Source organism: Pseudomonas sp. Pseusp88 (genome assembly GCF_047303955.1).
Classification (GTDB): Bacteria; Pseudomonadota; Gammaproteobacteria; order Pseudomonadales; family Pseudomonadaceae; genus Aquipseudomonas.
The window spans coordinates 19236-45291 of record NZ_JBGLYM010000019.1 but is presented as its reverse complement, the minus strand read 5'-3'; the positions used below and the strand labels follow the sequence as shown (position 1 = coordinate 45291).

The window sequence follows — 26056 nt, the reverse complement described above, 5'->3', positions numbered from 1 at the left end:
CTAGTATTTTTACTAGTGGTTTCGAATAAGCAATCGCCCTACTATTCAGTTTCCTGATGTTTTGGCATTCAGTCGTTATTTAATAAGAATCCACAGTTGTTGCAGTGATGTGCCAGGCGAAGTGATTTTTCCACATGTATTATTGAAGTGGTCGTGTAACTTGAAGTGAGTGTCTGATCGGTTGATGAGATGATATGGAGGTGATTGCGATGAATAAATCAAACAATAATTTTCCCTTGCCTGATCGCTCGTTGCCGTTCCCGGCTAGCGTTAAAGTAGCGCCAGGGTTGAATAGCGTGCTGCCGCCTATTGTTGTTGAAGCGTACGAGAAAGATGTGCTTTATCCCTGTGCCGTTGCGGAGTCTGGGGCGGTTATGCGGATGGTCGGCTACCCCAGAATGCGGGCCGGTGATATAGTCATGGTCGCATGGATGGGGGGCGGCGGTTATTTTGGCTCTTGTGAAGTCGGGAAGGAAGACCGCTATATCGATGTGGTCATTCCGAAGGCAGTAGTATTGGATACCGCCTTGCAATCATCCGCCGCTAACGCATTTGGTCATGTTAAGTTTGTTGATGGGACATCACAGGTTTCTCATGTTATTTCATTCTCGGTACCTAATGTCACGAAAGGACTTCCGCCCGTCAATGTTCCTCAGGCAGTAAATGGTGAGTTTACACCGCACGATATTCCTGAACCGGGCCTGAGGGTAGAGTTTCCAGGGCCAGTATCGGTAAGAGCAACATGGTCGAGTTACGGTGTTGATGGGCGTTTGATGGCAATGCTGCGATTTGGAGTTCCGCCGGGTGCGACATTCGTTTATATCGAGCGAGTGACGCTGGAGAGAACGGAGCCAGGGGGTGAGGTGCGGATCAGTTATTATTCGGAAAATTCCGACGGTGTATTAGTTGAGTCGTTGCATACCGCTTTGCGTGTTCTAGGCTAGGAGAAGCCTGGAGGCGAGCGAGTCTGACGCTTCAACACGCTCGCCGGTGTGCCTTAGTTGCTGCGAGGCGATTTGCAAGTGTGTCCATTTGGCACACCGTCCAGCCCCAACGGCTCAGGCCTGGCCATCGCCAACCCGCCTTGGGGGTTTGAGGAAGAGTTGCGCGAGCTGATGCCGTATCTGGCGCAGAAACTGGGCCAGACCGAGGGTGGCTGGACCATGGATGGGTTGATTGCGGAGCAGCCTGAAGACGGTCCTCATCTGTGGGAGCGAATTGATTCGCGAAGAGGCCACGACATCCCATGCATTTTTTCAGGCTGAAACACTGCATTCGCGAATGAATTCACTCCCACAATTCACGTCATGACTTCGCTCCGCTCGATCCGTACTTTTCAGTTTCCTGCCAGGCTCGGCGGCATGCACACACCCGTTCCGCCAATGCCGCAATAACCCTGCGGGTTCTTGGCCAGGTATTGCTGGTGGTAGGCCTCGGCAAAAAAGACGGTGGGGGCCTGGTCGATTTCGGTGGTGATCTCGCCCAGCCCGGCCTTGCTCAGTTCGGCCTGGTACACGGCTGCGCTGGCCTTGGCCGCATCGAGTTGTTCGGGGGTGGTGCAGTAGATCACCGAGCGGTACTGGGTACCGATGTCGTTGCCCTGGCGCATGCCCTGGGTCGGGTTGTGCAATTCCCAGAACATGGCCAGCAGCTCTTTGTAGCTGATGACTTCCGGTTCGTAGACCACCAGTACCACTTCGCTATGGCCGGTCAGGCCCGAGCAGACTTCGTCGTAGGTCGGGTTCGGGGTGAAGCCGCCGGCGTAGCCGACCACGGTGCTGACCACGCCTTCTTTCTGCCAGAAGCGCCGCTCCGCCCCCCAGAAGCAGCCGAGGCCGAAGATGGCGAAGTCAACGTTGGCGGAGAACGGGCCCAGCAGTGGGTTGCCATTGACGAAGTGGGTTTCCGGCAGGGACATCGGGGTTTCGCGGCCCGGCAGGGCTTGTTCTTTGGTAGGCAGGACGTTTTTGTTCACAAGAATTTCCGAACGCAGGGCCATGCAGGATTCCTCTGGATGGGAGTCAGGCCTTGTGGGAGCGAGGCTTGCCCGCGAAGAGGCCGGTACATTCACCACAGCTTCACGACATGGGCAACCGCGTTCGCGGGCAAGCCTCGCTCCAACGGGGCTGAAGAGAGAGGGGTAGTGTGCCCGAAATACCCGGATACGGGAAAGGTGTCAGTCCGACGGCCCGCGTGGATAGCGGCGCAGTTTCTCGATCAGCTCTTCGCCGGGGATTGGCCGGTCGAACAGATAGCCCTGGCCGACGTCGCAGCGGTGGCGGCGCAGGAAGGCCAGTTGGGCGGCGGTTTCGATGCCTTCCGCGACGACCTTGAGCTTGAGGTTGTGGGCCATGGCGATGACCGCCGAGGTGATTTCCATATCGTCCTGGTCATCCGGAATATCGCGGATGAAGCTGCGGTCGATCTTGATCACGTCGATGGGGAATTTCTTCAGGTAGCTGAACGACGAGTAGCCGGTACCGAAGTCATCCATGGCCAGAGACAGGCCGAGCTTTTTCAACGAATCGAGCTGCTGGCGGGTGTCTTCGGTGGCTTCAAGCAGCAGGCCTTCGGTCAGCTCAAGCTCGAGCAGCGACGGGTCGAGTTTTTCTTCCTTGAGGATGGCGGCAATCGAGGCTACCAGTTCCGGGTCGGAGAACTGTTTCGGAGAAACGTTGATCGCCACCTGCAGATTGCCGAAACCGGCAGCGGTCAGGGCCTTGCTCATGCGGCAGGATTCCCGGGCGACCCATTTGCCGATCGGGATGATCAGGCCGGTTTCTTCGGCCACACTGATGAATTGGTCCGGGCGGATCATGCCCTTTTCCGGATGGTTCCAGCGCAGCAGCGCCTCCATGCCCAGCAGGCGGCCGGTGAGCAGGCACAGCTTGGGCTGATAGAAGACTTCCAGTTCGTTCTGGGTCAGGGCGCGGCGCAGGTTGTTCTCGACGAACAGCTTGTAGCTGGCTTCGGCATTGAGGGCTTCGGTGAAGACCTGGACCTGATGCTTGCCGTTGGCCTTGGCCTTGTGCAGCGCGAGACCGGCATTGCGCATCAGGGTCTGCGGATCGCGGCCATGCAGCGGCGCGCAGGCCAGGCCCACGGAACCGGTGACGCTGATCAACTGGTTGTCGACGAACATGGGTTTGTCGAGGGTCATCAGCACCTGGCTGGCGATGCGCTGCCCGGCTTCGAGGCTGGTATGGTCCAGCAGTACGGCGAATTCGTTACTGGCAAAGCGCGCCAGGACGTCGGTGGAGCTGAGGCTGTTGCGCAGCCGTCGGGCCAGGCTGATCAGCAGTTTGTCGCCGGTCTGGTGGCCGAGGCTGTCGTTGATGCGCTTGAAATTGTCGATGTCGACCAGCAGCAGGCTCATGGGCGTATCGGCATCCCGGGCGAAACGCTCGTCGAGATTGCGGATGAACGCCGGACGGTTGCCCAGGTTGGTCAGGTTGTCGGTGTACGCCAGGCGCTCGATACGCTGTTGTGCCAGCTTGCTCTGGGTGATGTCTTCGTAGATGCCGATGTAGTGGGTCAGTTCGCGGTTGTCGCCATAGACCTTGGAGATCGACAACTGGCCCCAGTAGGGTTCCAGGTTCTTGCGGCGGCTCTTGAACTCGCCTTGCCAGCTATTGCTGGTGCTCAGGCTGGAGTTGGCGTCGAGCAGCAATTCGCTGAGGTTCTCCAGGGCGGGCAGCTCGGAGAGCTTATGACCGTGGACTTCGTCGGTACTGTACTGGGTGATCGCAGTGAAACTGGGGTTGACGTATTCGACCACGCCGTCGCAGTTGACCAGCAGGAAGGCGTTGGCACTTTGCTCTACCGCGCGCTGGAACAGATGCAGTGCGCTGGTGGCGCTGCGTCGGTTACGGTTGTTGATGACCTGGGCGAAGTGGTCGGCCAGTTCTCCTGCAAAGGCCACTTCATCCGAGTGCCAGGGACGTGGCAGGCCTTTCTGTTCCAGACAGAGCACACCGACCACCTGGCCGTCGATGCGGATGCTGGCGTCGAGAACGGCGCTGGTGTCGCCGATGGTCAGGTCGCTGGCGATCTCACGGGTGCGCGGGTCGTGTTCGTAGTCGTTGGCGTCGATGGCGCGGCTGTTGTGCAGCGCTTCCAGATAAGACGGGTAGCGGCTGACGTCGATAGGCTCGGCGACGTGGTATTCACCGCTGGCGAGGCTGAAACCGGCAATCGGCTCCAGCAACTGGCCATTGAGGTTCCATACCCTGGCACCGGCGATGTTGTAGATCTCACAGGCGCTCTTGGTAATCAGGCGTGCAGCTTCCTGCACCGGATCATCAGTGCTGTAACGATGACGCGCCAGACGCAGAATCAGGCCCTGCTGGGCGCGTACGCGCTCCAGGTGCTCGAGCTGTTCCTGTTGAGCGCGCTGGTTGAGTTCCAGGGCGATCTGCAGACGGCTGTTCTGGGTTTCCAGATCCGGGGTACCGGGGACGGCGTTGGTGTCGAACAGTTCATCGACGACGATCAGGTAGCCGCGCAGAAGTTCACGATTGTGCTGTTTGTAGCGTTCGCCGATTTCCAGAATAGCGAGTGGACCTCGGCTGGTATGCAGGGTGTAGCGGACCAGGTAATACGGGGCGGTGGCGAGCTGCAGTTGCACGGCATCGTGCTGGACGTAGCGAGCTTCGGGTTCCATGAGGCTGGCGTAGGGCGAGCCGACCAGAGCGCAAAGCTCGACGGCGGGCAGGCCGAACTGCTTTTCGCAGTTGGGGTCCAGGTACAGCAGGGCCCAGTTGGCTTCATTCAGCCGTTCGAAACGCAGCATGCCCAGGCGCGAGGGCACCGGCAGTTGCGTCACTACCTCGGCAGCCGTTCTTCCGGCTGCATCGGGTTGGCTTTTCATGAAGAAACTCGCTTTCGGAATTCTGGTCGCGCGAGGGCGTTAAGCCCGTTTCGAGGTCGCGTGTGGCAAGGTTGCATCATGCGGAGCGGGCTGACAAGTCGGCGCAATGGCTCAGTGCTATAAATGTGTCGGCCATTTGCTGCGGATCTACAGCGCATTTGGTCGGACCGCTGATGGCATAGGGCCTCCATGGGTGGTAGTGGTGATTTGTCGCAGCAATACCCGAGGCAAAAAAAAGCCCCGCCAAACGGCGGGGTTGAGGTTCGAGCGTGGCAGCTCGGTGAAACAGTGTGGCGTTCGCAATCGGTGTGGGACCGGCTTCAGCCGGGAAGACTGCTTCAAGGGCAATACAGAGGTATCGATCTTGCTGGCCTCTTCCCGGCTGAAGCCGGTCCCACAATGGGCTACCACATGGGCAGCCACAGGTAGTGCGCTTACAACAGGATCGTGCGGATATCAGCCAGCAGGTCGCTCAGACGCTTGGTGAAGCGTGCGGCGGCGGCGCCGTTGATGACGCGGTGATCGTAGGACAGCGACAGTGGCAGCATCAGTTTTGGCTGGAAGGCTTTGCCGTCCCAGACTGGCTGCATGGTGGCCTTGGAGACACCCAGAATCGCCACTTCCGGCGCGTTGACGATCGGCGTGAAGCCGGTGCCGCCAATGTGACCGAGACTGGAGATGGTGAAGCAGGCGCCTTGCATTTCGTTGGCCGACAGCTTCTTGGTACGGGCTTTTTCGGCCAGTACAGCGGCTTCGGCGGCCAGTTCCAGCAGGCTTTTCTTGTCGACGTCCTTGATCACCGGGACCAGCAGACCGTCCGGGGTGTCCACGGCGAAGCCGATGTTCACATATTTCTTGCGGATGACCGCTTTGCCGCTTGGTGCCAGGGAGGCATTGAAGTCCGGCAGTTCCTTGAGCAGGAAGGCGCAGGATTTCAGCAGCAGAGGCAGGATGGTCAGCTTGACGCCGGCTTTTTCGGCAACGGCTTTCTGTGCGACGCGGAAGGCTTCCAGGTCGGTGATGTCGGCCTGGTCGAATTGCGTGACGTGCGGAATGTTCAGCCAGCTGCGGTGCAGGCCGGTGGCGCCCAGTTGCATCAGGCGGGTCATCGGCACTTCTTCGATTTCGCCGAAACGGCTGAAGTCGACTTCCGGAATCGGCTGGATGCCCATGCCGCCGCTGGCGCCGCCAGCTGCCGGAGCTTCCTTGGCCTTCTGCATCATGGCCTTGACGTAAACCTGTACGTCTTCCTTGAGCACGCGACCGTGCGGACCGGTTGCGGTGACTGCGCTCAGCTCGACGCCGAACTCACGGGCCAGTTGGCGTACCGCCGGGCCTGCGTGAACCTTGGCGCCATCTTTGGCAGGCGCAGCCGGTGCTGCAACAGGTGCCGCAGCAGCAGCGGCCGGAGCGGCAGGCGCTTCAGCTTTGGCAGCGGGTGCGGCAGCCGGTGCCGGTGCGGCAGCAGCCGGAGCTGCTGCTGGCGCTGCGCCCGCGACTTTCAGTTGCAGGATCAGGTCGCCGGTACCGACTTCGTCTTCGAGCTTGACGCTGATGCTCTCAACCACGCCCGCCGCTGGAGAAGGAATCTCCATCGAGGCTTTGTCGGATTCCAGGGTGATCAGGGATTGATCGGCTTCGATGCTGTCGCCGACCTTGACCATCAGCTCGATGATCTTGGCCTTGCCCGACGAGCCGATATCCGGCACGTGGATGTCTTGCACCGTGGCAGCAGCAGGTGCGGCAGCCGGAGCAGGCGCGGCGGCAGGGGCAGCCTCGGCCTTGGCTTCTGGCGCTGCGGCAGCCGGAGCGGCAGCAGCGGCCGGAGCAGCGGCGGCTTCACCTTCCACTTCCAGCTCGAACAGCTCGTCGCCTTCTTTCAGGCGATCGCCCAGTTTGACCTTCATGGCCTTGATGACACCGGACTTGGGCGCAGGGATTTCCATGCTGGCCTTGTCCGATTCAAGCGTCAGGACGCTCTGGTCAGCTTCGATGCGATCACCGACCTTGACCATCAACTCAATGACTTCACCTTCACCGTTGCCGATGTCGGGTACACGAATCAGTTCACTCACAATGTCTCTCCTTCGGAGAACCTGTTCATTCTCGGCTGCACTGCCTGAGGGTAGTTGCAACAAGACAGCTTGGGATGCTCATTTACCCGGTAATGACCTGGGGAAATTCCGCATCCTTCGGCTGTCTTGCGCCCCGCAGACGGTGCGCTATGCGATGTTGACCAGACGCTTAGCAGTCCAGTGGGTTGCGTTTTTCCGGGTCGATACCGAACTTGGTAATGGCTTCCGCAACCACTTTAGGTTCGATGTCGCCACGGTCGGCCAAGGCTTCGAGGGCGGCCAGCACGATGAAGTTGCGGTCCACTTCGAAGAAGTGACGCAGTTTCTTGCGGCTGTCGCTGCGGCCGAAGCCGTCAGTGCCCAGGACTTTGTATTCCTTGGTCGGAACCCACTGACGGATCTGGTCAGCGAACAGTTTCATGTAGTCGGTCGATGCAATCACCGGACCTTTACGGCCGTTGAGGCACTCTTCAACGTAGCTCAGCGCCGGCTTCTGGCCAGGGTGCAGGCGGTTATTGCGCTCTACAGCCAGACCGTCGCGACGCAGTTCGTTGAAGCTGGTAACGCTCCAGACGTCAGCGCCGACATTGAATTGCTCACGCAGGATCTTCGCCGCTTCGCGAACTTCACGCAGGATGGTGCCCGAGCCCAGCAACTGGACGTGGTGCGCCGCTTCCTTGGTGTCTTCTTCGAGCAGGTACATGCCCTTGACGATGGCGGCCTCGACACCGGCCGGCATGGCTGGTTGTACGTAGGACTCGTTCATCACGGTCAGGTAGTAGAAAACGTCCTGTTGCTCTTCGAACATCTTCTTCATGCCGTCCTGGATGATCACCGCCAGCTCATAGCCGTAGGTTGGATCGTAGGTGCGGCAGTTCGGGATGGTCGAGGCCAGCAGGTGGCTGTGACCGTCTTCGTGTTGCAGGCCTTCGCCGTTGAGCGTGGTGCGACCGGCAGTACCGCCGACCAGGAAGCCACGGGTGCGGCTGTCGCCGGCGGCCCAGGCCAGGTCACCAATGCGCTGGAACCCGAACATCGAATAGAAGATGTAGAACGGGATCATCGGCTGGTTGTGGCTGCTGTACGAAGTACCGGCAGCGATGAAGGAGGACATGGCGCCCGCTTCGTTGATGCCTTCTTCGAGGATCTGGCCCTTCTTGTCCTCGCGGTAGAACATCACTTGCTCTTTATCGACTGGCTCGTAGAGCTGGCCGACGGAGGAGTAGATGCCCAGTTGGCGGAACATGCCTTCCATACCGAAGGTCCGGGCTTCGTCCGGGATGATCGGAACGATGCGCTGACCGACTTCCTTGTCCTTGACCAGTTGCGAGAGGATCCGCACGAAGGCCATGGTGGTGGAAATTTCGCGGTCGCCGGTACCGTCAAGGATGGCCTTGAGGGTGTCCAGTGGCGGGGTCGGCAGGCTGAAGCTGGACGCGCGACGCTGTGGCACGAAGCCACCCAGGGCGGCACGACGCTCGCTCAGGTAGCGGGCTTCGGCGCTGCCTTCTTCGGGTTTGAAGAACGGCAGTTTTTCCAGATCGGCTTCGGACACCGGAATGTCGAAACGGTCACGGAAGCTGCGCAGGCTGTCGACGTCGACTTTCTTGGTGTTGTGCGCAGTGTTCTTCGCCTCACCGGCGCCGGTGCCATAACCCTTGATGGTCTTGGCCAGGACAACGGTCGGTTGGCCCTTGTGGTTAACAGCCTGGTGGTAGGCGGCGTAGACCTTGTACGGGTCGTGGCCACCGCGGTTGAGCTTCCAGATCTCGTCGTCGGACAGGTCGGCAACCATCGCCTTGAGTTCAGGCGAGTTGAAGAAGTGTTCACGTACGAACGCGCCGTCTTTGGCTTTGTAGTTCTGGTACTCGCCGTCGACCACTTCATCCATGCGACGTTGCAGGATGCCGTCGACGTCCTTGGCCAGCAGGGAGTCCCAATGACGACCCCAGACCACCTTGGTGACGTTCCACTGGGCGCCACGGAACACGCCTTCGAGTTCCTGGATGATCTTGCCGTTGCCGCGAACCGGGCCGTCGAGGCGCTGCAGGTTGCAGTTGACGACGAAGATCAGGTTGTCGAGTTTTTCACGACCGGCCAGGGCGATGGCGCCCAGGGATTCCGGTTCGTCGGTTTCGCCGTCACCCAGGAAGCACCAGACTTTCTGCTTGCCTTCCGGGATGTAGCCGCGATGTTCCAGGTACTTCATGAAGCGTGCCTGGTAGATCGCCTGGATCGGGCCCAGACCCATGGAAACGGTCGGGAACTGCCAGAAGTCTTTCATCAGCCACGGGTGTGGATAAGACGACAGGCCCTTGCCGTCGACTTCCTGGCGGAAGTTGTTCATCTGCTCTTCGGTGATGCGGCCTTCCATGAACGCACGGGCGTAGACGCCTGGCGATGCGTGACCCTGGAAGTAGATCAGGTCGCCGCCGTGTTCGTCGGTCGGGGCCTGGAAGAAGTAGTTGAAGCCGATGTCATACAGCGTGGCGCTGGAGGCGAAGCTGGAGATGTGGCCGCCCAGATCCGGGTCGTTCAGGTTGGTCTTGACGACCATGGCCAATGCGTTCCAGCGCACCAGCGAGCGAATGCGGCGTTCCATGAACAGGTCGCCAGGCATGCGTGCTTCGTGGGTGACAGGAATCGTATTGCGGTACGGCGTGGTGATGGCGTAAGGGAGTTGCGAGCCACTTCTGGTGGCGAGCTCACCCATACGGGTCATCAGGTAGTGAGCACGGTCTTCGCCTTCTTTGTCGAGAACCGATTCCAGGGCGTCCAGCCATTCCTGGGTTTCGACGGGATCGAGGTCTTGCATGGCTTGCTCCAGGGCGGAAAGGCTTCCAGAATCGGTTGCCTGAGTTTGCGACTGGCCTTGTGGGCAGACGACATAAATTCTTGGATGACCGGAGGTTGTACCGGCGTCGTGTAGTTTTACTACAAATCGTCGACCATTTCAGCCTTTCGAAAACTGTGGTCAGTAGTAAAACTACAGAGAAACGCTGAAAAAGCTCCTGTCCGCTTGTGAAGAAAAACGTTACCGTTGGTTGAAATGGTTCGCAATTAATAAAAAATCATTACTGGGTGCTGCCAAATTCGGTTTTTCAGCAATTTCTGACTTTTGTTCGACAGTCCGTCACGAAGCGTGAAACTTGCCATTGCAGCAGACAGCCCTTTTGCACGCCCATCAAGGATAGACCATGAGCCTACCTTCGCTGGCTGATCTTCCAGCCATCCTGCTGCCCATCGCATCCCGCGTTCAACAATCGCTACGTACCGCTCTTGTAGCGCTTGAAGATGACAGCCTCGCGCTTTTCGATGCCTGGCCTGCTTCACGTCGCACAGCCTGGGAACGGGTATGCGCGGCCAGTGACTTCGTCGCCGAGCAGTGCATTCGCGATCCGCGGATGCTCATTGACCTGGCTGAATCCGGCGAGCTGGAGCGCTCTTTCGCCGATGGCGAGATGCGTGCGCAGATTGCCGAGGCGACTGCGGCCGCCACCACCGAAGATGAGCTGGGGCGTAATCTACGTCGCCAGCGCACGCGCCAGCAAGTGAGGATTATCTGGCGCGACCTGACGCGCCAGGTGGACCTGGTGCAGACCTGCCGCGAGCTGTCTGCCATGGCCGATGCTTCGATCGATCTGGCCTATCAGTGGTTGTACGAACGTCATTGCCAGCAGTTCGGCGTGCCTACCGGGCGCCGCAGCGGGCTGGCGCAGCAAATGGTCATTCTGGGCATGGGCAAGCTCGGTGCGGTGGAACTGAACCTTTCGTCGGATATTGACCTGATATTCGGTTATCCCGAAGGCGGCGAGACCGTTGGGGTGAAGCGGCCACTGGATAACCAGGAGTTTTTCATCCGCCTGGGCCAGCGCCTGATCAAGGCCCTGGACCCGGTCACGGTCGATGGCTTCGTGTTCCGCGTCGATATGCGCCTGCGTCCTTATGGCTCGGCGGGGGCGCTGGTGCTCAGTTTCAACGCTCTGGAACAGTACTATCAGGACCAGGGCCGCGATTGGGAGCGCTACGCGATGATCAAGGCGCGGGTGGTCGGCGGCGATCAGGTGGCCGGGGCGCAGTTGCTGGAGATGCTGCGGCCCTTCGTCTACCGGCGTTATCTGGATTTTTCTGCCATCGAAGCGCTGCGCACCATGAAGCAGCTGATCCAGCAGGAAGTGCGGCGCAAGGGCATGGCCGACAATATCAAGCTGGGGTCCGGCGGCATCCGCGAAGTCGAGTTTATCGCCCAGGCCTTCCAGCTGATTCACGGTGGCCGCGACCTTAGCCTGCAACAACGACCGTTGCTCAAGGTGCTCAAGACCCTCGAAGGCCAGGGCTACCTGCCCGGCGCGGTCACTGATGAACTGCGTGAAGGCTACGAATTTCTGCGCTACACCGAGCACGCCATTCAGGCGATTGCCGATCGCCAGACCCAGATGCTGCCCGAGGGCGACCGGGATCAGGCGCGCATTGCCTTTATCTTGGGTTTCCCCAATTGGACCGCCTTCCACGAAAAGCTTATGTACTGGCGTGGTCGGGTCGACTGGCACTTCCGGCAAGTGATCGCCGACCCGGATGGCGAGGACGCGCCGGACGATGAGGCCGAAATCATTGGCGGTGAGTGGCTGCCGCTGTGGGAAGAATCGCAGGATGAAGAGAGTGCCTGCCGTCAGTTGAGCGAAGGTGGTTTTGCCGACGCCGCCAAGGCCCTCAAACGCCTGACCGATCTGCGCCACAGCCCGCAATTGCGCGCCATGCAGCGTTTGGGTCGGGAGCGGCTGGATGCCTTTATTCCGCGCCTGCTGGCCCAGGCAGTGGAACACGATAATCCCGACCTTGTTCTGGAGCGGGTGCTGCCGCTGGTCGAGGCGGTGGCCCGGCGTTCGGCTTATCTGGTGCTGCTCACGGAAAACCCCAACGCCCTGCGCCGCCTGCTGACGTTGTGCGCTGCGAGCCCCTGGATTGCCGAGCAAATCGCCCGTTTCCCGCTGCTGCTCGACGAGCTGCTCAATGAAAGCCGTCTGTTCAGCCCGCCCCAGGCGCTGGAGCTGGCGGCCGAGTTGCGAGAGCGCCTGACCCGTATCCCGGAAGACGACCTTGAGCAGCAGATGGAAGCCCTGCGCCACTTCAAGCTGGCCCACGGCCTGCGCGTCGCCGCATCGGAAATCACCGGCAGCCTGCCTTTAATGAAGGTCAGCGATTACCTGAGCTGGCTGGCCGAGGCGATTCTGGAGCAGGTGCTGGCCCTGGCCTGGAATCACTCGGTCGCTCGTCACGGCACCCCGGCGCGGCCTGATGGCAGCCTGTGCGACCCCAGTTTCGTGATTGTTGGTTACGGCAAGCTGGGCGGCATCGAACTGGGGCATGGCTCGGACCTGGATCTGGTCTTCATCCACGACGGCGATGCCCAGGCCGAGACCGATGGCGCCAAGCCCATCGATGGCGCGCAGTTCTTTACCCGTCTGGGCCAGCGCATCATTCATATGCTCACCACCCAGACCAACTCCGGGCAACTGTATGACGTCGATATGCGCCTGCGTCCGTCCGGCGCATCGGGCTTGTTGGTAAGTTCCTTGGGCGCATTTTCCCGCTATCAGGAAAACGAAGCCTGGACCTGGGAGCACCAGGCGCTGGTACGGGCGCGGGTACTGGTCGGCAGCCCGGATGTTCGGGTCGCCTTTGAAGGGATTCGTGCGCAGATTCTGGGGCGCGAACGGGATCTGCCCAAGTTGCGCCAGGAAGTCAGCGAGATGCGTGCCAAGATGCGCGACAACCTCGGCACCAAGGGCACAACGGCCGGAACCGGGGCCAACGCCTTCCTGGCCACTTCGGCCTTTGATCTCAAGCAGGATGCCGGTGGTATCGTCGATATCGAATTTATGGTGCAATACGCGGCCCTGGCGTGGTCCAGGGAACACCCGGCACTGCTGCGTTACACCGATAACATTCGCATTCTGGAGACACTGGAGCAGCTCGGCCTGATGACCGAAGCCGATGCCAGCCTGCTGCGTGAGGCCTATAAAGCCTACCGCTCCGCCGCCCACCGCCAGGCCCTGCAGAAAGAGGCCGGGACCGTGCGCGGTGACCAGTTCGAGATTGAGCGGCGTGAAGTAATGCGGATCTGGGCGGTGATGGGGTTGAGTTGAGGCGCAAATGTCTGGCTGAGTTTGTGGGAGCGAATTCTGTGGGAGCGAATTCATTCGCGAATGGATATCCCAAGCTCTAGAGATACGTCGGTTCTACCGGCCTCTTCGCGGATAAATCCGCTCCCACATGGATTGGGTTGATCCCCCCGCCCACCGATTTGAAAGCTATGACAGGGAGGCATCAGCCTCCCTGATCGTTTCTGGTCGTTTTTGGATAAAGCATGAGAATTTTGATCATTGGACCCAGCTGGGTCGGTGACATGGTGATGGCACAAACCTTGTTCCAGTGCCTGAAACAGCGTCATCCCGAGTGCGAAATCGATGTGCTGGCGCCGGAATGGAGCCGACCTATCCTTGAGCGCATGCCCGAAGTGCGCGCCGCCTTGAGCTTCCCGCTCGGCCATGGCGCACTGGAACTGGCCACTCGCCGCCGTATCGGCCGCTCGCTAAAAGGCCAGTATGACCAAGCCATTCTGCTGCCCAATTCGCTGAAGTCGGCACTGGTACCGTTCTTCGCCGGTATCCCCAAGCGCACCGGCTGGCGTGGCGAGTTTCGCTATGGCCTGCTCAACGATGTGCGCACCCTGGACAAAGCCCGCTATCCGCTGATGATCGAGCGCTTCATGGCCCTGGCCTATGAGCGCGGCGCTGATTTGCCCACGCCTTACCCTCGTCCAAGCCTGCGTATCGACCCTTTGAGCCGCGATGCTGCGCTGGCCAAGTTCGGCCTGAGCCTGGATCGTCCGGTACTGGCGCTATGCCCCGGTGCCGAGTTCGGCGAATCCAAGCGCTGGCCTGCCGAGCACTACGCCGAGGTCGCTGAAATGCGTATTCGCGAGGGCTGGCAGGTCTGGCTGTTCGGCTCGAAAAAAGACTTCCCTGTGGGTGAGAGCATCCGCGAGCGGCTGATTCCCGGCCTGCGCGAAGAGGCGAGCAACCTCAGTGGCGATACCTCCCTGGCCGAAGCCATCGACTTGTTGTCGTGCGCAGATGCCGTGGTTTCCAACGATTCCGGGTTGATGCATGTTGCAGCGGCACTGAACCGACCGCTGGTGGCGGTCTACGGCTCGACGTCGCCGGGCTTCACACCGCCTCTGGCCGATCAGGTGGAAATCGTGCGCCTGGGGCTGGAATGCAGCCCTTGTTTCGAGCGCACCTGCCGCTTCGGCCACTACAACTGCATGCGCCAATTGGAGCCTGCGCCGGTGCTTGAAGCTCTGCAGCGCGTAGGCGGCCAGCCGCTGGAGGTCATCTGACTTTGCGGGTCCTGCTGATCAAAACGTCGTCACTGGGCGATGTGATCCACACCTTGCCTGCCCTGACCGATGCCGCACGCGCCGTGCCGGGCATTGAGTTTGACTGGGTGGTGGAAGAAGGCTTTGCCGAAATCCCCGGCTGGCATCCGGCGGTCAACACGATCATTCCGGTGGCGATTCGCCGCTGGCGCAAAAACCTGTGGCAGACCTGGCGCAGCGGTGAGTGGAAACGCTTCAAGCAACGTTTGCGTGATACCCCTTATGATTTGGTGATCGACGCCCAGGGCCTGCTGAAAAGTGCCTGGCTGACCCGTTATACCCGCGCGCCAGTGGTGGGCCTGGATCGTGATTCGGCCCGGGAGCCCATGGCCAGCCGCTTTTATAAGCAAGGTTATGCGGTGCCGCGTGGCCAGCATGCGGTGGAGCGGGTGCGCCAACTGTTCGCCCAGGCGTTGGGCTATGAAGTGCCTGCGGCCACCGGTGATTACGGTTTGCAGCGCAGCCGCCTGGTCGAAGCTGCCGATGGCGCACCTTTCGTATTGTTCCTGCACGGCACCACCTGGGCCACCAAGCACTGGCCTGAGCTGTACTGGCGGCAATTGGCCGAACGCCTGATCGCCCAGGGGCTGCAGGTGCGCCTGCCGTGGGGCAATGCCGCTGAGCGCGAGCGCGCCGAGCGGATTGCCCAGGGGCTGGAGCAGGCGCAGGTGCTGCCGAAGCTGAATCTGGCGGGGGTCGCCAAAGTGTTGGCCCAGGCCCGGGCCTGCGTGGCGGTGGACACCGGTCTCGGCCATTTGGCCGCTGCGTTCGACGTACCGACCCTGTCGCTGTACGGCCCGACCAATCCAGGCCTGAGTGGCGCCTACGGCAAGTCCCAGGTGCATCTGGCCGGCGACTACCCGGCGTGCGCGCCCTGCCTGCAAAAGAAATGCACCTATCAACCGACGCCCGATGATCAGGCGCGGCTGGACCTAAAACGCGAGTGGCCAGTGTGCTTCACTCGTTTGAATCCCGAGCGGGTAGCGAGCCAACTGGGCGCGCTGTTGCTGGCAAAGGAAGCAGGCTGATGCAACTGGCTTTTGTGCTGTACAAGTATTTTCCCTTCGGCGGCCTGCAACGCGACTTCATGCGCATTGCCCTGGAATGCCAGCAGCGCGGGCATCAGATCCGTGTCTACACGCTGATCTGGGAAGGCGATGTGCCGCCCGGTTTCGAGGTGCTGGTGGCGCCGGTCAAGGCATTGTTCAACCATCGACGCAATGAAAAGCTTACCGACTGGATGAACGCCGACCTGGCCAAGCGTCCGGTGGACCGGTTGGTCGGCTTCAACAAGATGCCGGGTCTGGACGTGTACTACGCCGCCGATGGCTGTTTCGAAGATAAGGCGCAGAACCTGCGCCACTCGCTGTATCGCCACTGGGGCCGCTATCGCCACTTCGCCGAATACGAACGTTCAGTGTTCGGCAAGGACGAGAAAACCCAGGTGCTGATGATCTCCGAAGTGCAGCAGCCGCTGTTCATCAAGCACTACGCGACGCCGCTGCAGCGCTTCCATCTGCTGCCGCCGGGCATCGCCCAGGACCGCCGCGCGCCGAGCGACGCGCCGCAGATCCGCGCCGAATTCCGCAAGGAGTTCGGTCTGGCCGACGATGACCTGCTACTGGTGCAGATCGGCTCGGGCTTCAAGACCAAGGGCGTGGACCGCAGCCTCAAGGCCCTGGCGGCCTTGCCTGCGGAGCTGAAAAAACGCACGCGGCTGTTTGTAATCGGCCAGGACGACCCCAAGGTATTCCAGTTGCAAAGTGCCGCATTGGGTCTGGGCGACCACGTGACTTTCATGAAGGGGCGCAGCGATATCCCGCGCTTCCTCTTGGGTGCCGACGTGCTGATCCATCCGGCCTATAACGAAAACACCGGTACTGTTCTGCTGGAGGCTTTGGTGGCCGGGCTACCGGTGCTGGTCAGCGCGGTGTGTGGTTATGCCCACTACATTGCCGAGGCCAACAGTGGCCTGGTGCTGGATGAGCCGTTCGAGCAACACCAGCTCAATGACTACTTGAGCCGTATGCTCCAGGACAACGCCGCGCGCGGTAACTGGGGGCGCAACGGTCTGGCCTATGCCGAGACGGCAGACCTTTACAGCATGCCGCAGCACGCTGCGGATGTGATTCTGGCGGAGCACTACGGATGAAACTGATCCTTGCGGAACCGTTCAAGAGCCTGTGGCGCGAGCGTGATGCGTTCGAAGCCGTCGAGGCTCTGGACGGCAAGGTCTATCGCGAACTCGATGGTCGGCGCACCTTGCGTACCGAGGTCGACGGGCGCGGCTATTTCGTCAAGATCCATCGCGGCATCGGTTGGGGCGAAATCGCCAAGAACCTGATCACCGCCAAGCTGCCGGTATTGGGCGCGGGCAAGGAATGGGACGCCGTGGAGCGCCTGCATGAAGTCGGTGTGCCGACCATGACCGCCGTGGCCTATGGCGAGCGCGGCAGCAATCCGGCCGAACAGCATTCGTTTATCGTCACCGAAGAACTGGCCCCGACCGAAAGCCTGGAAGACGTCAGTATCAACTGGCGCAACCAGCCGCCCGAACCGCGCATGAAATGGGCATACATTGCCGAAGTGGCGCGACTGGTCGGCATGATGCATCGCGCAGGAGTCAATCACCGCGACTGTTATATCTGCCACTTTTTGCTCCATACAGACAAGCCGGTGACGCCTGAAGACTTCAAACTCTCGGTGATCGACCTGCACCGCGCACAGACCCGCCGGGTGATCACCCCGCGCTGGCGCAACAAGGACCTGGCTGCGCTGTACTTCTCGGCGTTGGACATTGGCCTGACCAGGCGCGACAAGCTGCGCTTTCTCAAGGGCTACTTCCAGCAGCCGCTGCGCCAGATCCTGGCCGAAGAGGCGAAGCTGCTGAAATGGCTGGAGGTCAAGGCCGAGAAGCTGTATCAGCGCAAGCTGCGCTATGGGGATGCGTTGTGAGGGTATGGGTTGGCCTTTTTTACCGGGCAATGGGATCGGCTTATGTGGGACCGGCTTCAGCCGCAAAGAAGGCGTTGGCCTGGAGTGAGCTTTCCCGGCTAAAGCCGGTCCCACAGGAACTCGATAATTTTGTGTTGTTTGAGACGAGGGCCAAATGAGCCACTTCATTGCAGGCACTGACCAGCCCTTGCTGGCCCGCCACGGTCTGGCCGATTTCCAGTCGCTGTGGGATGTTCAGCTCGACGCGGTTGACGAGCCCAACACCGGGCGCGGTGGCTGGAGCAGTGTGTTTCGTCTGGAACTGGAGGGCAGCGGTTTTTACCTCAAGCGCCAGAGCAACTACCTGACCCATACCTTGCATCATCCGTTTGGTGAGCCGTCGTTTTCCCGGGAATTCCGCAATATCAGCCGCTATCAGAAGCTCGGCATCCCTGCGCTGCAGGCGGTGTTCTTTGGCGAGCAGAAGATCAAGGGAGAGCGTCGGGCGATCCTGATGACCCGCGCTCTGGACGGCTGGACCGATCTCGATACGCTGTTGCAGGGCTGGGCCGAGCACTCGCCGCCTGCCCGCCGGGCGATCCTGCAAGCCTGCGGGCAACTGGCGCGCACGCTGCACGGCGCCGGGCAGATCCATGGCTGCTTCTATCCCAAGCACATCTTCCTGCAGGCGGTGGGTAACGCTTATCGCGCGCAATTGATCGACCTGGAAAAGACCCGGCCGATCCTGTTCGGCCAGCGCGACCGTATCAAGGATCTCGAACCGCTGCTGCGGCGTGCGCCGATGTGGCAGGAGGCGGATATTCGCGAGTTGCTTGCGGTGTATCTGCATGGCGACAGCAACAGTGCCGAGGCCGATACCTGGTTCCAGCGCCTGGGCCAGCGCGGCAGCCACAAGCGCCGTGAGCAGCACAGTGCCTGACACTATCGCGCAACAAACTCTGTGGGACCGGCTTCAGCCGGGAAGGCGCCTTCCCGGCTGAAGCCGGTCCCACAGGGAATGCAGAGCTCATTGATTATGTGTTTTTTGACGAGAATCCCCGCTGATGCGTTTGTCTGAACTCAAGTCGGCCGGGCGTGCCCCGGCATTGCCGATCAGTCTGGCCCTGGCCGATGCCGCCGGGCCTGCCGAGCTGCAGTTGTTGACCTTGCTGCGGGTGTTGCCGGGCCAGCGTTACGTCGGCGCAGGGGTCTGGCGCGGACGGCCGGTGCTGGCCAAGTTACTGGTCGGCAGCAAGGCGGCGCGGCATTTTCAGCGTGAGCGTGACGGCGCCCGGCTATTGGCCGAACAAGGCATGACCACGCCCTTGCTGCTGGCTGACGGTTTGCGCGAAGGCGAAGGCGGCTGGCTGTTATTCGAGCTGCTGGAAAATGCCCAGGGCCTGGGCGATGCCTGGGCTGCTGTCGAAGACCTGCCAGCCCTGGCTGACGAGCAAAGCGCGGTGCTCAGCGAGGCACTGGCGGCGATCGGCCAGTTGCATGCCAAGGGCTTGTGGCAGGCCGATCTGCATCTGGACAACCTGATGCGCGCCAACGGCCAACTGTATCTGATCGATGGCGGCGGGGTCATGGCCGAGCAGGCTGGGCAACCCTTGTCGCGGCAGAAGGTCCTGGAAAATCTCGGCGTTTTCTTTGCCCAGTTGCCGCGTTCGCTGGAACCATTTACTGAAGAACTGCTGGTGTATTACCTGCTCAGCAACGGCGAGCACGCCCTGCCGCTGGAAGCCCTGCAAAAGCAGATCGATAAGGTGCGTGACTGGCGTCTGAAAGACTTTCTCGACAAGAGTACCCGGGACTGCAGCCTGTTCAGCGTCAAGGACACTGCATTCGAACTGCGGGCGATTCGTCGCGAAGAAGAAGCGGCGATGCTGCCGGTGTTGGCCCAGTCTGATGCGCTGCTTGATCAGGGACACCTGTACAAGACCGGCGGCGCCGCGAGTGTCGCGAGGGTCGAAGTGGTGGGTCGGGCACTGGTGATCAAGCGCTACAACATCAAGAACTTCAGCCACTGGCTCAAGCGCTTCTGGCGCCCGAGCCGGGCCTGGCATTCCTGGCGTGAGGGCAATCGTCTGGCGTTCCTCGGTATCGCCACGCCCAAGCCGCTGGCATTGCAGGAGCAGCGCTTCATGGGCCTGCGGCGCAAGGCGTATCTGATTACTGAGTTTTTGCCGGGGCCGGACATCATCGAACGCTTCGCCCCTTATGTTGAATCGGGCGCGGTGCCGGAAGATGAATTGCAGGCACTGGATACACTGTTCGCGCAATTGCTGCGCGAGCGCATCAGCCATGGCGATTTCAAGGGCCATAACCTGTTCTGGCATGAAGGACGCTGGGCCATGATCGACCTCGATGCCATGTGCCAGCACCGCTCCCAGAGCGCTTTTGCCTCAGCCTTCGCCAAGGACCGGGCGCGCTTCATGCGCAACTGGCCGGTCGACAGCGCGCTGCACCAATTGCTGGAGCAGCGCCTGCCGAAGGTGCCTGTGGCTTGAGTGGGGCGGCCTCAACGAGCGAGGTTTAATCCCGCTCGCTTGAGGCCCGTGATCAGAGCCTCAAGGTCGGCGAATGTCCGGCCGCTGATGGTCTCCCACCGGCTTCTTTCAAGATAAACCCGGCCCTGGGCATCGGTCTGTATTGGCGTGCGGTAAATCGCCAGGTCTCGAGAACGATGCACAACGCTGGGCCGCCCGTCTGTGCCTGGTTCGATCAGGAACATGCCGGGGCGGGTCAGTCGTTCCTCGATCGGGCTTACCTTTGCATTTGTCGCTTGTACGGTTTCCAGAGTGATCCGGAAATCAGCCTTGACGAAGTGCTGCTCCGGACTAAGCCGATCCCTGAGCAGTTCACCTGTATCTGCCATCACCGTATTGCCAGCCCCGGGCTTTACGTCGATCACGCGCACACCGATACCGCCCTGCAATTCGGCAATGCCCGGCACGAGCTTTTTGTAGGTGTTGGTATGGCTGTTGCCAACCAGGGCAATCCATTTGTGCGGGCCCATGACCTGCTGATGTCTGGTGATCTTGCGGTCAGCGAAGTAGCTGAGTATCTGTTGCCGCGAGGTGGGTGCCGGATCGCGCAGGCCCTTGAGGTAGTAGCTGGCCGCGCAATCGATGGTGCATATTTCCATGCCGTTTTCCCGAGCCTTGATCACCAGTTTCTCGAAGGTATAGACCCCGGCCTGATCGGTTTGGTGGCCATGGTCGAGGCGTTTGAGGTCATGCAGCAGCCGCTTGCTCATCTGGCCGCTATCGGCGAAACGATCCAGATCAGCCTGATGCAGATCGCCCAGCAAGTGCTCCATATACAAGGTCTTGACGTTTTGTCGGGACAGCACGGGCAAATTGTCGATCAGCAGTTTTTTGCTGGCGATAGAGCTATGGTATTCACCTATGACCACGCCATCCGTGTGTTGGTACAGCCCGGCGAGGAAATCTGCCGGGGCGATGTCAGGCTGCACCTCGGGCAGGGGCGGGCGCGGCGGCAGTTCGCGAATGACGATTTGTTGTGCGTCTTTCTGTAGCGCCGTACGTCTGGCGAAGAACAAATCCTGAACCACCTCTTGTTGATTTTCTGAATGCCGGTAGTTCTGATCCAGGCCGCGCTTCTGGAAAATCGCCAGGTCGTGCAGGTCATCGCCATGGATAGCCGGTATTTCGTAGTCACCATCCATCAGCGACAGCTGGATCGCCGTCGGCGTACGGTCGGTTGACCAGTGCTGCGGGTCGACACGCTGCCAGCCATTGCCCTGCGTCCAGATGAAGCCATGTTCACCGGCATAAGGATTGCCGATGTCGAGGGCGCCATCTTTCGTCAGGTACTGCTGCAGAGCGTCATCGAGTTTGTTGCCGGGGGCAGGCATCTCAAAGGTTGCCAAGGGGCTTGCCTTGCCAGCCGCAGCGGTCATCTCCACGCTGAAATCGCTCCTGATGGTCGCATTGCCCACTTGCGCCCCTTCGATATCAGGGCGAATAAGCAGGCTGCCCGAGCCGGTTTCACCGTGCACACGCACACTGATGGCGCCTTCCAGTTCGCTGATGCCAGGCACGCCGTTATAGGTATTGGCCAGTTTCTGATCGAGCAAGGCGACCCAGCGGCGTTGCGGATGCTCCTGGATATCTGCGGAGATCAGCTGGTGGCCGAAGTAATTGCTCATTTTTTGTGCAGCTGTATCGTCGCCTGCGGCGCTCGGCAGCGGATGATGGGTGTGGGGATAGCTGACGTTGGAGCTGAACGGGCGCACTTCGATGTCATGCCGATGCGCTGACTTGACCAGATGGTAGTAGTCGAAATCGCGGGAGGTGTTGTCCAGCGCGCCATCGTTCAGCCAGGCGAAATGCTCCTTGATCTCATGGGAGCCAGCACGGCTGCTGCTGGCGAGCTTGCGGTATTTGGCCAGCTTCTTCATGTGCTGATCGGTGAACAGGTGCTCGATATACAGCACTTTCACGTCCTGTTGTGCCAGTGCCGCCATGTTCTCCATCAGCAGGCGTTTGCTGGCGATCGACTTGGGTGCTTCGCTGATCACCAGGCCATTGCTTTGCTTGAAGCACGCCTGAATGAGCCCTTCAAAGTCGGCCGTCGTTCCCAGGTCCGGCAGGGCCGGTCGTGGGGGTATTGCAGGGGTGGCAAACCAGGCCTTGGCATCGCTGTAGAGTTTTTCGCGCATGACGGCGTACTGCCTGCGGGTATCGGCGAAGATAACGGCGAAGTAGTCACTGATGATCGGATCGACGTGGGTCTTGTTGCCGACGATGTTGTGGGCGTGGATGTGCATGTTTTCCGGGAGCTGGTAGTCGTCCAGGCGAGGGATGGCGGTTTCCTGCAACGGGATCCGCTCAAGCGGCAGCTGGCCGTACCTGTCCATGCCGCCACGCAGGCGCAAGGACGCGCTGAGTTGCCACTTGCCTGACGCGTCCAGATGCACCGGCTTCTTGCCGAAAAAGGCGTACGGGTTGGTCGGGTCGATGATGTTCCAGGTCTGCCGTCCGGCGTCGTATTGCACCTCATAGATTTGCCCGTTCAGCTCGATGCAGGGCTTGTTGTCGACGATGCGCACGCCTTTGGCGTGAGGGGCTTGGGCAGGCCGGGCGTCATTCAGAGAGGCCTTGAGCGGCGTCGGTGCGGACGGGGAGGCGTCCTGGCCCAGCGGGCGCCAGACACCACTGGCGTCGCGACGGGCAAACTGGCCTGTGGCGCGCAGCTCCTGTGAGCCATCGAACAGCGTTCGGAACAACGGTGCGTAACCTTCGGCGACGGGTTTGCCCAGCCAGAAGCGTTCTTCTGCCAGGATCACCGGGTACAGGTCTATCTGCCTGCCGACATGCGCCGCTCGCTTGATTGGTTGCAGTGTTTTGACACGATTGTGGTTGGGCTTGAATTTGTGCAGCAGACCGCCGAAGCCTTTGAAGCCTGCGTGCAAGTCGCCGGCGGCGCCGAAGGTGTTGAGCAGCGAAGTCAAAACGTACGCACTGGCCGCCTCGCTGTTGCTGTTGGTCAGAGCGATCACTGCGCGCACGCTATCGTGGAACGCCAGCATGGCGCCTACTGCGAAGCTGGCGGGGGGGAAGGGCAGGGTCACGGCACTGGCAATCAGCTCGATGCTGGTCCAGATCAGCCCGGCCAGCATGTCGTGACGGCCGGTGGTGGTGTCCTCCACGTCGCGGATTTTGCGCTCCAGGGGGCGGTTGTAGCAGATCTCCTCAAGGTCGTCGCACCACTCCCGAGGGATGAACGGAGGCTTGTTGGGGCCGCCCTTCTTCATGTCGTTGAGGAAGAACGACAGGGTCTTGCGTGCTGCCAGTCGGCAACGATCCTTGTAGTAGTCGACCATGCCAGCCTTTTGCAACGACGTAATGAAGTCGGCAAACAGGCGGAACTCGACACCATCCGGCGCCTGGGGCGTGTACAGCAGGGCGGCCTGACGGACCTGCGTCGGCAAGACGATGAAACAGCCTTGCACGGTCTCGATGTGAATCAGCACCGGTGCGGGAATTACCAGTTGGTCGACACCTTCGAGCCCCGAGCCTATAAAGGGTTTGTCGATGTGCAATTGCAGGGGAAACAGCGGGAAGTCTTTGCGGGTTTGCCGGTCGTTGAGGTGCAGTTTGTCCAGCGATGCCCGCAGCCACTGATATTGTGGTGCGCTGATATGGCCCTTGAGCAGGCTGCGCAGAGCGGCTGCCTGCATGTGCAACTGGTTGATCAGCAGGCTGGTCTGGCGGCGATAGTCATAGCCGGTGGATTGGGCATTCAGCAATGTGGTGCGGATCTGCGCGATGTAGTCGTCAGCAAGCCATTTGCCATGAACCGACCTTGCCACTTTTTCTGGCGTCAGCGGGCTCAGATCCACGCCGTCCGGGCCGCTGAAAGTGGCCACGGTATCGGCGCTGGCGCTTAGCAGGCCGAGGCTGTCGTCATAGCCGTTGCGCAGCATCCCGGTGTAGCTGAGGGTTTCGCGCTCGGAGGTGATGATGATCTGGTCCGGGTCAACCTGACCGTCGGCGAGGTTCAGCAGTTGGTTTATCTTCTGGCTGGCGCGTTGATGCACATAGGTTTCGAACGCTTGCACCTGAGTATGGGATTTGCCGTTGTAGTTCTCTTCGGCGCCCTTGGCAGCCTGTTCAAGGGCGAACAGTTCCTGACGCTGCTCGGCGCTGGCCTGGATGAGCCATTCAGGCGTGTGTCGGGCCTGTTCGGCCATGGCGACGCGCAGTTGCTCCAGGACCAGCTTGCTCAAGCCTTGGCTGTAGTCTCCCGTCGTCAGCAGTTGCATGAAGTTTTCCGGCGGGTAGGGTTTCACCCGCAATTGCGCGAGCTGCGTTTGCAGTCGCGTCTGTCTGGTTGCCTCTATTTGCTGGGTCAGGTAATCACTCATCTGCTGCGAAGTGCTCCAGCTCACCAGCTCATGCAGCAGTTGTGTTTCGTTGGCAAACCCCTTGAACAGCTGCGCCCTCGGCGCGTCGGCGGCAAACAGCAGCAGGCGCTCGGGACGACCCTCGGCATCGTTCCTGCTCAATACCAACAGCTTGCTCGGGATGTCCTCGCCGTTGAGCCTGATCAGGTGCAGCTTCACGGCTGGATCTTCTTTCTGACCGCAAATGCGCTCGACCATGTCCAGATCCTCTTGCGGGATATGGCCTTGCATCCAGGCGGTGAAGGCCCGAGCGCCCAGTTGCTTGCGCAGCAGCTCACGAATCAGCTGCTGCTTGTGCTTCAGGCCGTAAATGCGACGCTGGAACTCGCCGAAGGTGACGCGCAGATTCAGTTCGTCGATCAGGCGAGCGATGTAGGCCGGGGTCAGCAGCGGGTAATCCGTGGCGACGGCGGCGTCGTCCAGGCTGATGCGGGTCTGGGTCAGGAATGCCGAACCGTCGCTGCGATCCTGTGGGTGCAGGCCGTATAGCGCCAGTTGCAGCAACGAATGACTGACGGTATAGCTTTCGCCGGTCAAGGGCAGGGCGCGTTGGGTGCTGATCATGATGTCCTGGGGGTTCAGGTCGTACCCCAGGTCAGTGGCCAGGCTTGTGCGCAGACGGATATCGGCGAATTGCTGTGGCGAGTCCGCGCCGTCCATGGCGCTGAGTAACATGTTGCGGGCCTGATCGTAGTCTTGCAGACGCTTTTGGCAGGTCTGCTGGTCGACGCTATTGGCATGGCGGAACCAGTGCGGTAGTTGCTTGCGCTGGCTGGCTTCGATGTAGGCCAGTTCGCGCAACTCCAGCACGGCGATGGGACCGAACAGGCCGGGCATGGCAATGGCCTGGTTGATCCGGGTCTCGTGCTTGCCTGTTACGCAGGCGTAGCGGAGGTCCTCACTCTGTTTATGCCGCTGACGACCCAGGCTGTAGTAGAACGGGTTGCCGGTGACCGCCTGCAACTGCACGTCGGTGGCCTGGAAGGCAGGCAGGAACAGCTCTGGATCGTCGTTAATGATGCTGAACAGGTCTTGATGACGGTGTTCGGCATTCCTCAGCAGGGTGCCGCGCAGGTTGCTGTCATTGAGCCAGGAGGCGATGGCCTCGCTCATGGCGCTACGACTGGTGAAACCCAACTGACCGATGCCGGGCAGCCATAGCAGGGCAGGTCCCAGGCCATGGCACATGACCAGCGCCCCGCTGATCTCGGCGTCGCGGTCTTCGTTGAGTTGCACATACAGGGCGAACACCGACACCGGGCCCTCGGGCTGCGGTTCGGAGGTCGCGGGCAGGCAGGCGATGTAGCGGGGGTCGAGATCACCTTCGTGGACCTTGAGCGTCATTTCGTCGCGCAGGGCCTGTTCCAGGCTGATTGCCATGGCGTCCTGGCGTGCCTTCCAGAAATCATCCAGTTGTTGCAGCAAAGCGTCGAGACAGGGTTCGAGAGCGACCCTGTCGCTGTGTGCGACCGCATCCAGTAGCTCCGTGCCGACCTGAGGCAATGACTTGAGTTGTTCGTCGAAGTTGATGCTCAACTGGTCAAGACGTGCCAGTGCGGCAGAGGCGACAGCCAGGGCAGTGCCGCTGCCAGTGGAGATGGGGGTATAGGTTGACATGGGATCCTGCTTGTCAAAAAGGTATGGCGGCAGGGGCGCCACGGCCCCTGGATTCATGAGGGGCAATGAATCAGGAGTCGGGCAGGCGTTGGGAATAGATAGTTAAACGAAAGGGGATTTGGCGGCGTCCATTTGCCGTTTTGTCGCGTGGTAAAAATACCGAAGCGTGTAGGAGATCCCCCCGC

At 60.6% G+C, this 26056-nt stretch carries 13 protein-coding genes and 1 pseudogene; 9 read left to right on the top strand and 5 right to left on the bottom strand.

Features of this window, described 5'->3' with window-relative positions; all coding sequences use genetic code 11:
• Positions 1–209: 209 nt before the first annotated feature.
• Both ACCD02_RS21345 and rlmJ read left to right on the top strand, forming a co-directional pair.
• Complete coding sequence (locus tag ACCD02_RS21345; protein ID WP_413306161.1) at positions 210–944, top strand: hypothetical protein; 735 nt, start codon at positions 210–212, stop codon at positions 942–944.
• Positions 945–1001: 57 nt separating this feature from the next.
• A pseudogene (rlmJ, locus tag ACCD02_RS21340) lies at positions 1002–1184 on the top strand (23S rRNA (adenine(2030)-N(6))-methyltransferase RlmJ); the annotation flags it as partial.
• 152 nt (positions 1185–1336) lie between these two features.
• On the opposite strand, the gene msrA reads toward rlmJ, so the two are convergent.
• The 4 genes from msrA to aceE form a co-directional block, all read right to left on the bottom strand.
• A complete protein-coding gene (gene msrA / locus ACCD02_RS21335) occupies positions 1337–1999 on the bottom strand; it encodes a peptide-methionine (S)-S-oxide reductase MsrA (RefSeq protein WP_413306158.1) in 663 nt (220 codons plus the stop codon).
• 177 nt (positions 2000–2176) lie between these two features.
• Positions 2177–4870 carry a putative bifunctional diguanylate cyclase/phosphodiesterase gene (locus tag ACCD02_RS21330; RefSeq protein WP_413306155.1) on the bottom strand — a complete coding sequence of 898 codons (2694 nt, stop codon included), beginning with the start codon at positions 4868–4870 and terminating at the stop codon, positions 2177–2179.
• Positions 4871–5304: 434 nt separating this feature from the next.
• Positions 5305–6945, bottom strand: a complete 1641-nt coding sequence (gene aceF, locus ACCD02_RS21325) for a dihydrolipoyllysine-residue acetyltransferase (protein ID WP_413306152.1) — start codon at positions 6943–6945, stop codon at positions 5305–5307.
• 169 nt (positions 6946–7114) lie between these two features.
• The gene (gene aceE / locus ACCD02_RS21320; protein WP_413306150.1) at positions 7115–9760 is read right to left on the bottom strand and encodes a pyruvate dehydrogenase (acetyl-transferring), homodimeric type; all 2646 of its coding nucleotides are present in this window, start codon (positions 9758–9760) and stop codon (positions 7115–7117) included.
• Between the two features lie 382 nt (positions 9761–10142).
• Here aceE and glnE point away from each other — a divergent pair, with 382 nt between their 5' ends.
• The 7 genes from glnE (at position 10143) to ACCD02_RS21285 (ending at position 19830) form a co-directional block, all read left to right on the top strand.
• On the top strand, positions 10143–13091 hold the full coding sequence (glnE, locus tag ACCD02_RS21315) for a bifunctional [glutamate--ammonia ligase]-adenylyl-L-tyrosine phosphorylase/[glutamate--ammonia-ligase] adenylyltransferase (protein ID WP_413306147.1): 2949 nt from the start codon (positions 10143–10145) through the stop codon (positions 13089–13091).
• A 221-nt stretch (positions 13092–13312) separates the two neighbouring features.
• On the top strand, positions 13313–14347 hold the full coding sequence (waaF, locus tag ACCD02_RS21310; RefSeq protein ID WP_413306145.1) for a lipopolysaccharide heptosyltransferase II: 1035 nt from the start codon (positions 13313–13315) through the stop codon (positions 14345–14347).
• 2 nt (positions 14348–14349) lie between these two features.
• On the top strand, positions 14350–15414 hold the full coding sequence (gene waaC / locus ACCD02_RS21305) for a lipopolysaccharide heptosyltransferase I (RefSeq protein ID WP_413306143.1): 1065 nt from the start codon (positions 14350–14352) through the stop codon (positions 15412–15414).
• Entirely contained in the window at positions 15414–16538 is a 1125-nt protein-coding gene (locus ACCD02_RS21300; protein ID WP_413306140.1) for a glycosyltransferase family 4 protein, read from the top strand. Before waaC ends, ACCD02_RS21300 begins: the two co-directional genes overlap by 1 nt.
• Positions 16535–17341: a lipopolysaccharide core heptose(I) kinase RfaP gene (gene rfaP / locus ACCD02_RS21295; protein ID WP_413306138.1), complete on the top strand. Its 807-nt coding sequence runs from the start codon at positions 16535–16537 to the stop codon at positions 17339–17341. The genes ACCD02_RS21300 and rfaP overlap by 4 nt, the downstream gene beginning before the upstream one ends.
• A 154-nt stretch (positions 17342–17495) precedes the next feature.
• Complete coding sequence (locus ACCD02_RS21290) at positions 17496–18260, top strand: lipopolysaccharide kinase InaA family protein (RefSeq protein WP_413306136.1); 765 nt, start codon at positions 17496–17498, stop codon at positions 18258–18260.
• A gap of 124 nt (positions 18261–18384) precedes the next feature.
• Entirely contained in the window at positions 18385–19830 is a 1446-nt protein-coding gene (locus ACCD02_RS21285; RefSeq protein ID WP_413306133.1) for a lipopolysaccharide kinase InaA family protein, read from the top strand.
• Between the two features lie 11 nt (positions 19831–19841).
• On the opposite strand, the gene ACCD02_RS21280 is transcribed toward ACCD02_RS21285, so the two are convergent.
• Positions 19842–25871: a dermonecrotic toxin domain-containing protein gene (locus tag ACCD02_RS21280; RefSeq protein WP_413306130.1), complete on the bottom strand. Its 6030-nt coding sequence runs from the start codon at positions 25869–25871 to the stop codon at positions 19842–19844.
• Positions 25872–26056: the final 185 nt, after the last annotated feature.

Bases quoted from the DNA above. Each gene is read 5' to 3' on its own strand.
- ACCD02_RS21345 (WP_413306161.1), top strand. From the start codon at position 210: ATGAATAAATCAAACAATAATTTTCCCTTGCCTGATCGCTCGTTGCCG.
- msrA (WP_413306158.1), bottom strand. From the start codon at position 1,999: ATGGCCCTGCGTTCGGAAATTCTTGTGAACAAAAACGTCCTGCCTACC.
- ACCD02_RS21330 (WP_413306155.1), bottom strand. From the start codon at position 4,870: ATGAAAAGCCAACCCGATGCAGCCGGAAGAACGGCTGCCGAGGTAGTG.
- aceE (WP_413306150.1), bottom strand. From the start codon at position 9,760: ATGCAAGACCTCGATCCCGTCGAAACCCAGGAATGGCTGGACGCCCTG.
- glnE (WP_413306147.1), top strand. From the start codon at position 10,143: ATGAGCCTACCTTCGCTGGCTGATCTTCCAGCCATCCTGCTGCCCATC.
- waaF (WP_413306145.1), top strand. From the start codon at position 13,313: ATGAGAATTTTGATCATTGGACCCAGCTGGGTCGGTGACATGGTGATG.
- ACCD02_RS21300 (WP_413306140.1), top strand. From the start codon at position 15,414: ATGCAACTGGCTTTTGTGCTGTACAAGTATTTTCCCTTCGGCGGCCTG.
- rfaP (WP_413306138.1), top strand. From the start codon at position 16,535: ATGAAACTGATCCTTGCGGAACCGTTCAAGAGCCTGTGGCGCGAGCGT.
- ACCD02_RS21290 (WP_413306136.1), top strand. From the start codon at position 17,496: ATGAGCCACTTCATTGCAGGCACTGACCAGCCCTTGCTGGCCCGCCAC.
- ACCD02_RS21285 (WP_413306133.1), top strand. From the start codon at position 18,385: ATGCGTTTGTCTGAACTCAAGTCGGCCGGGCGTGCCCCGGCATTGCCG.
- ACCD02_RS21280 (WP_413306130.1), bottom strand. From the start codon at position 25,871: ATGTCAACCTATACCCCCATCTCCACTGGCAGCGGCACTGCCCTGGCT.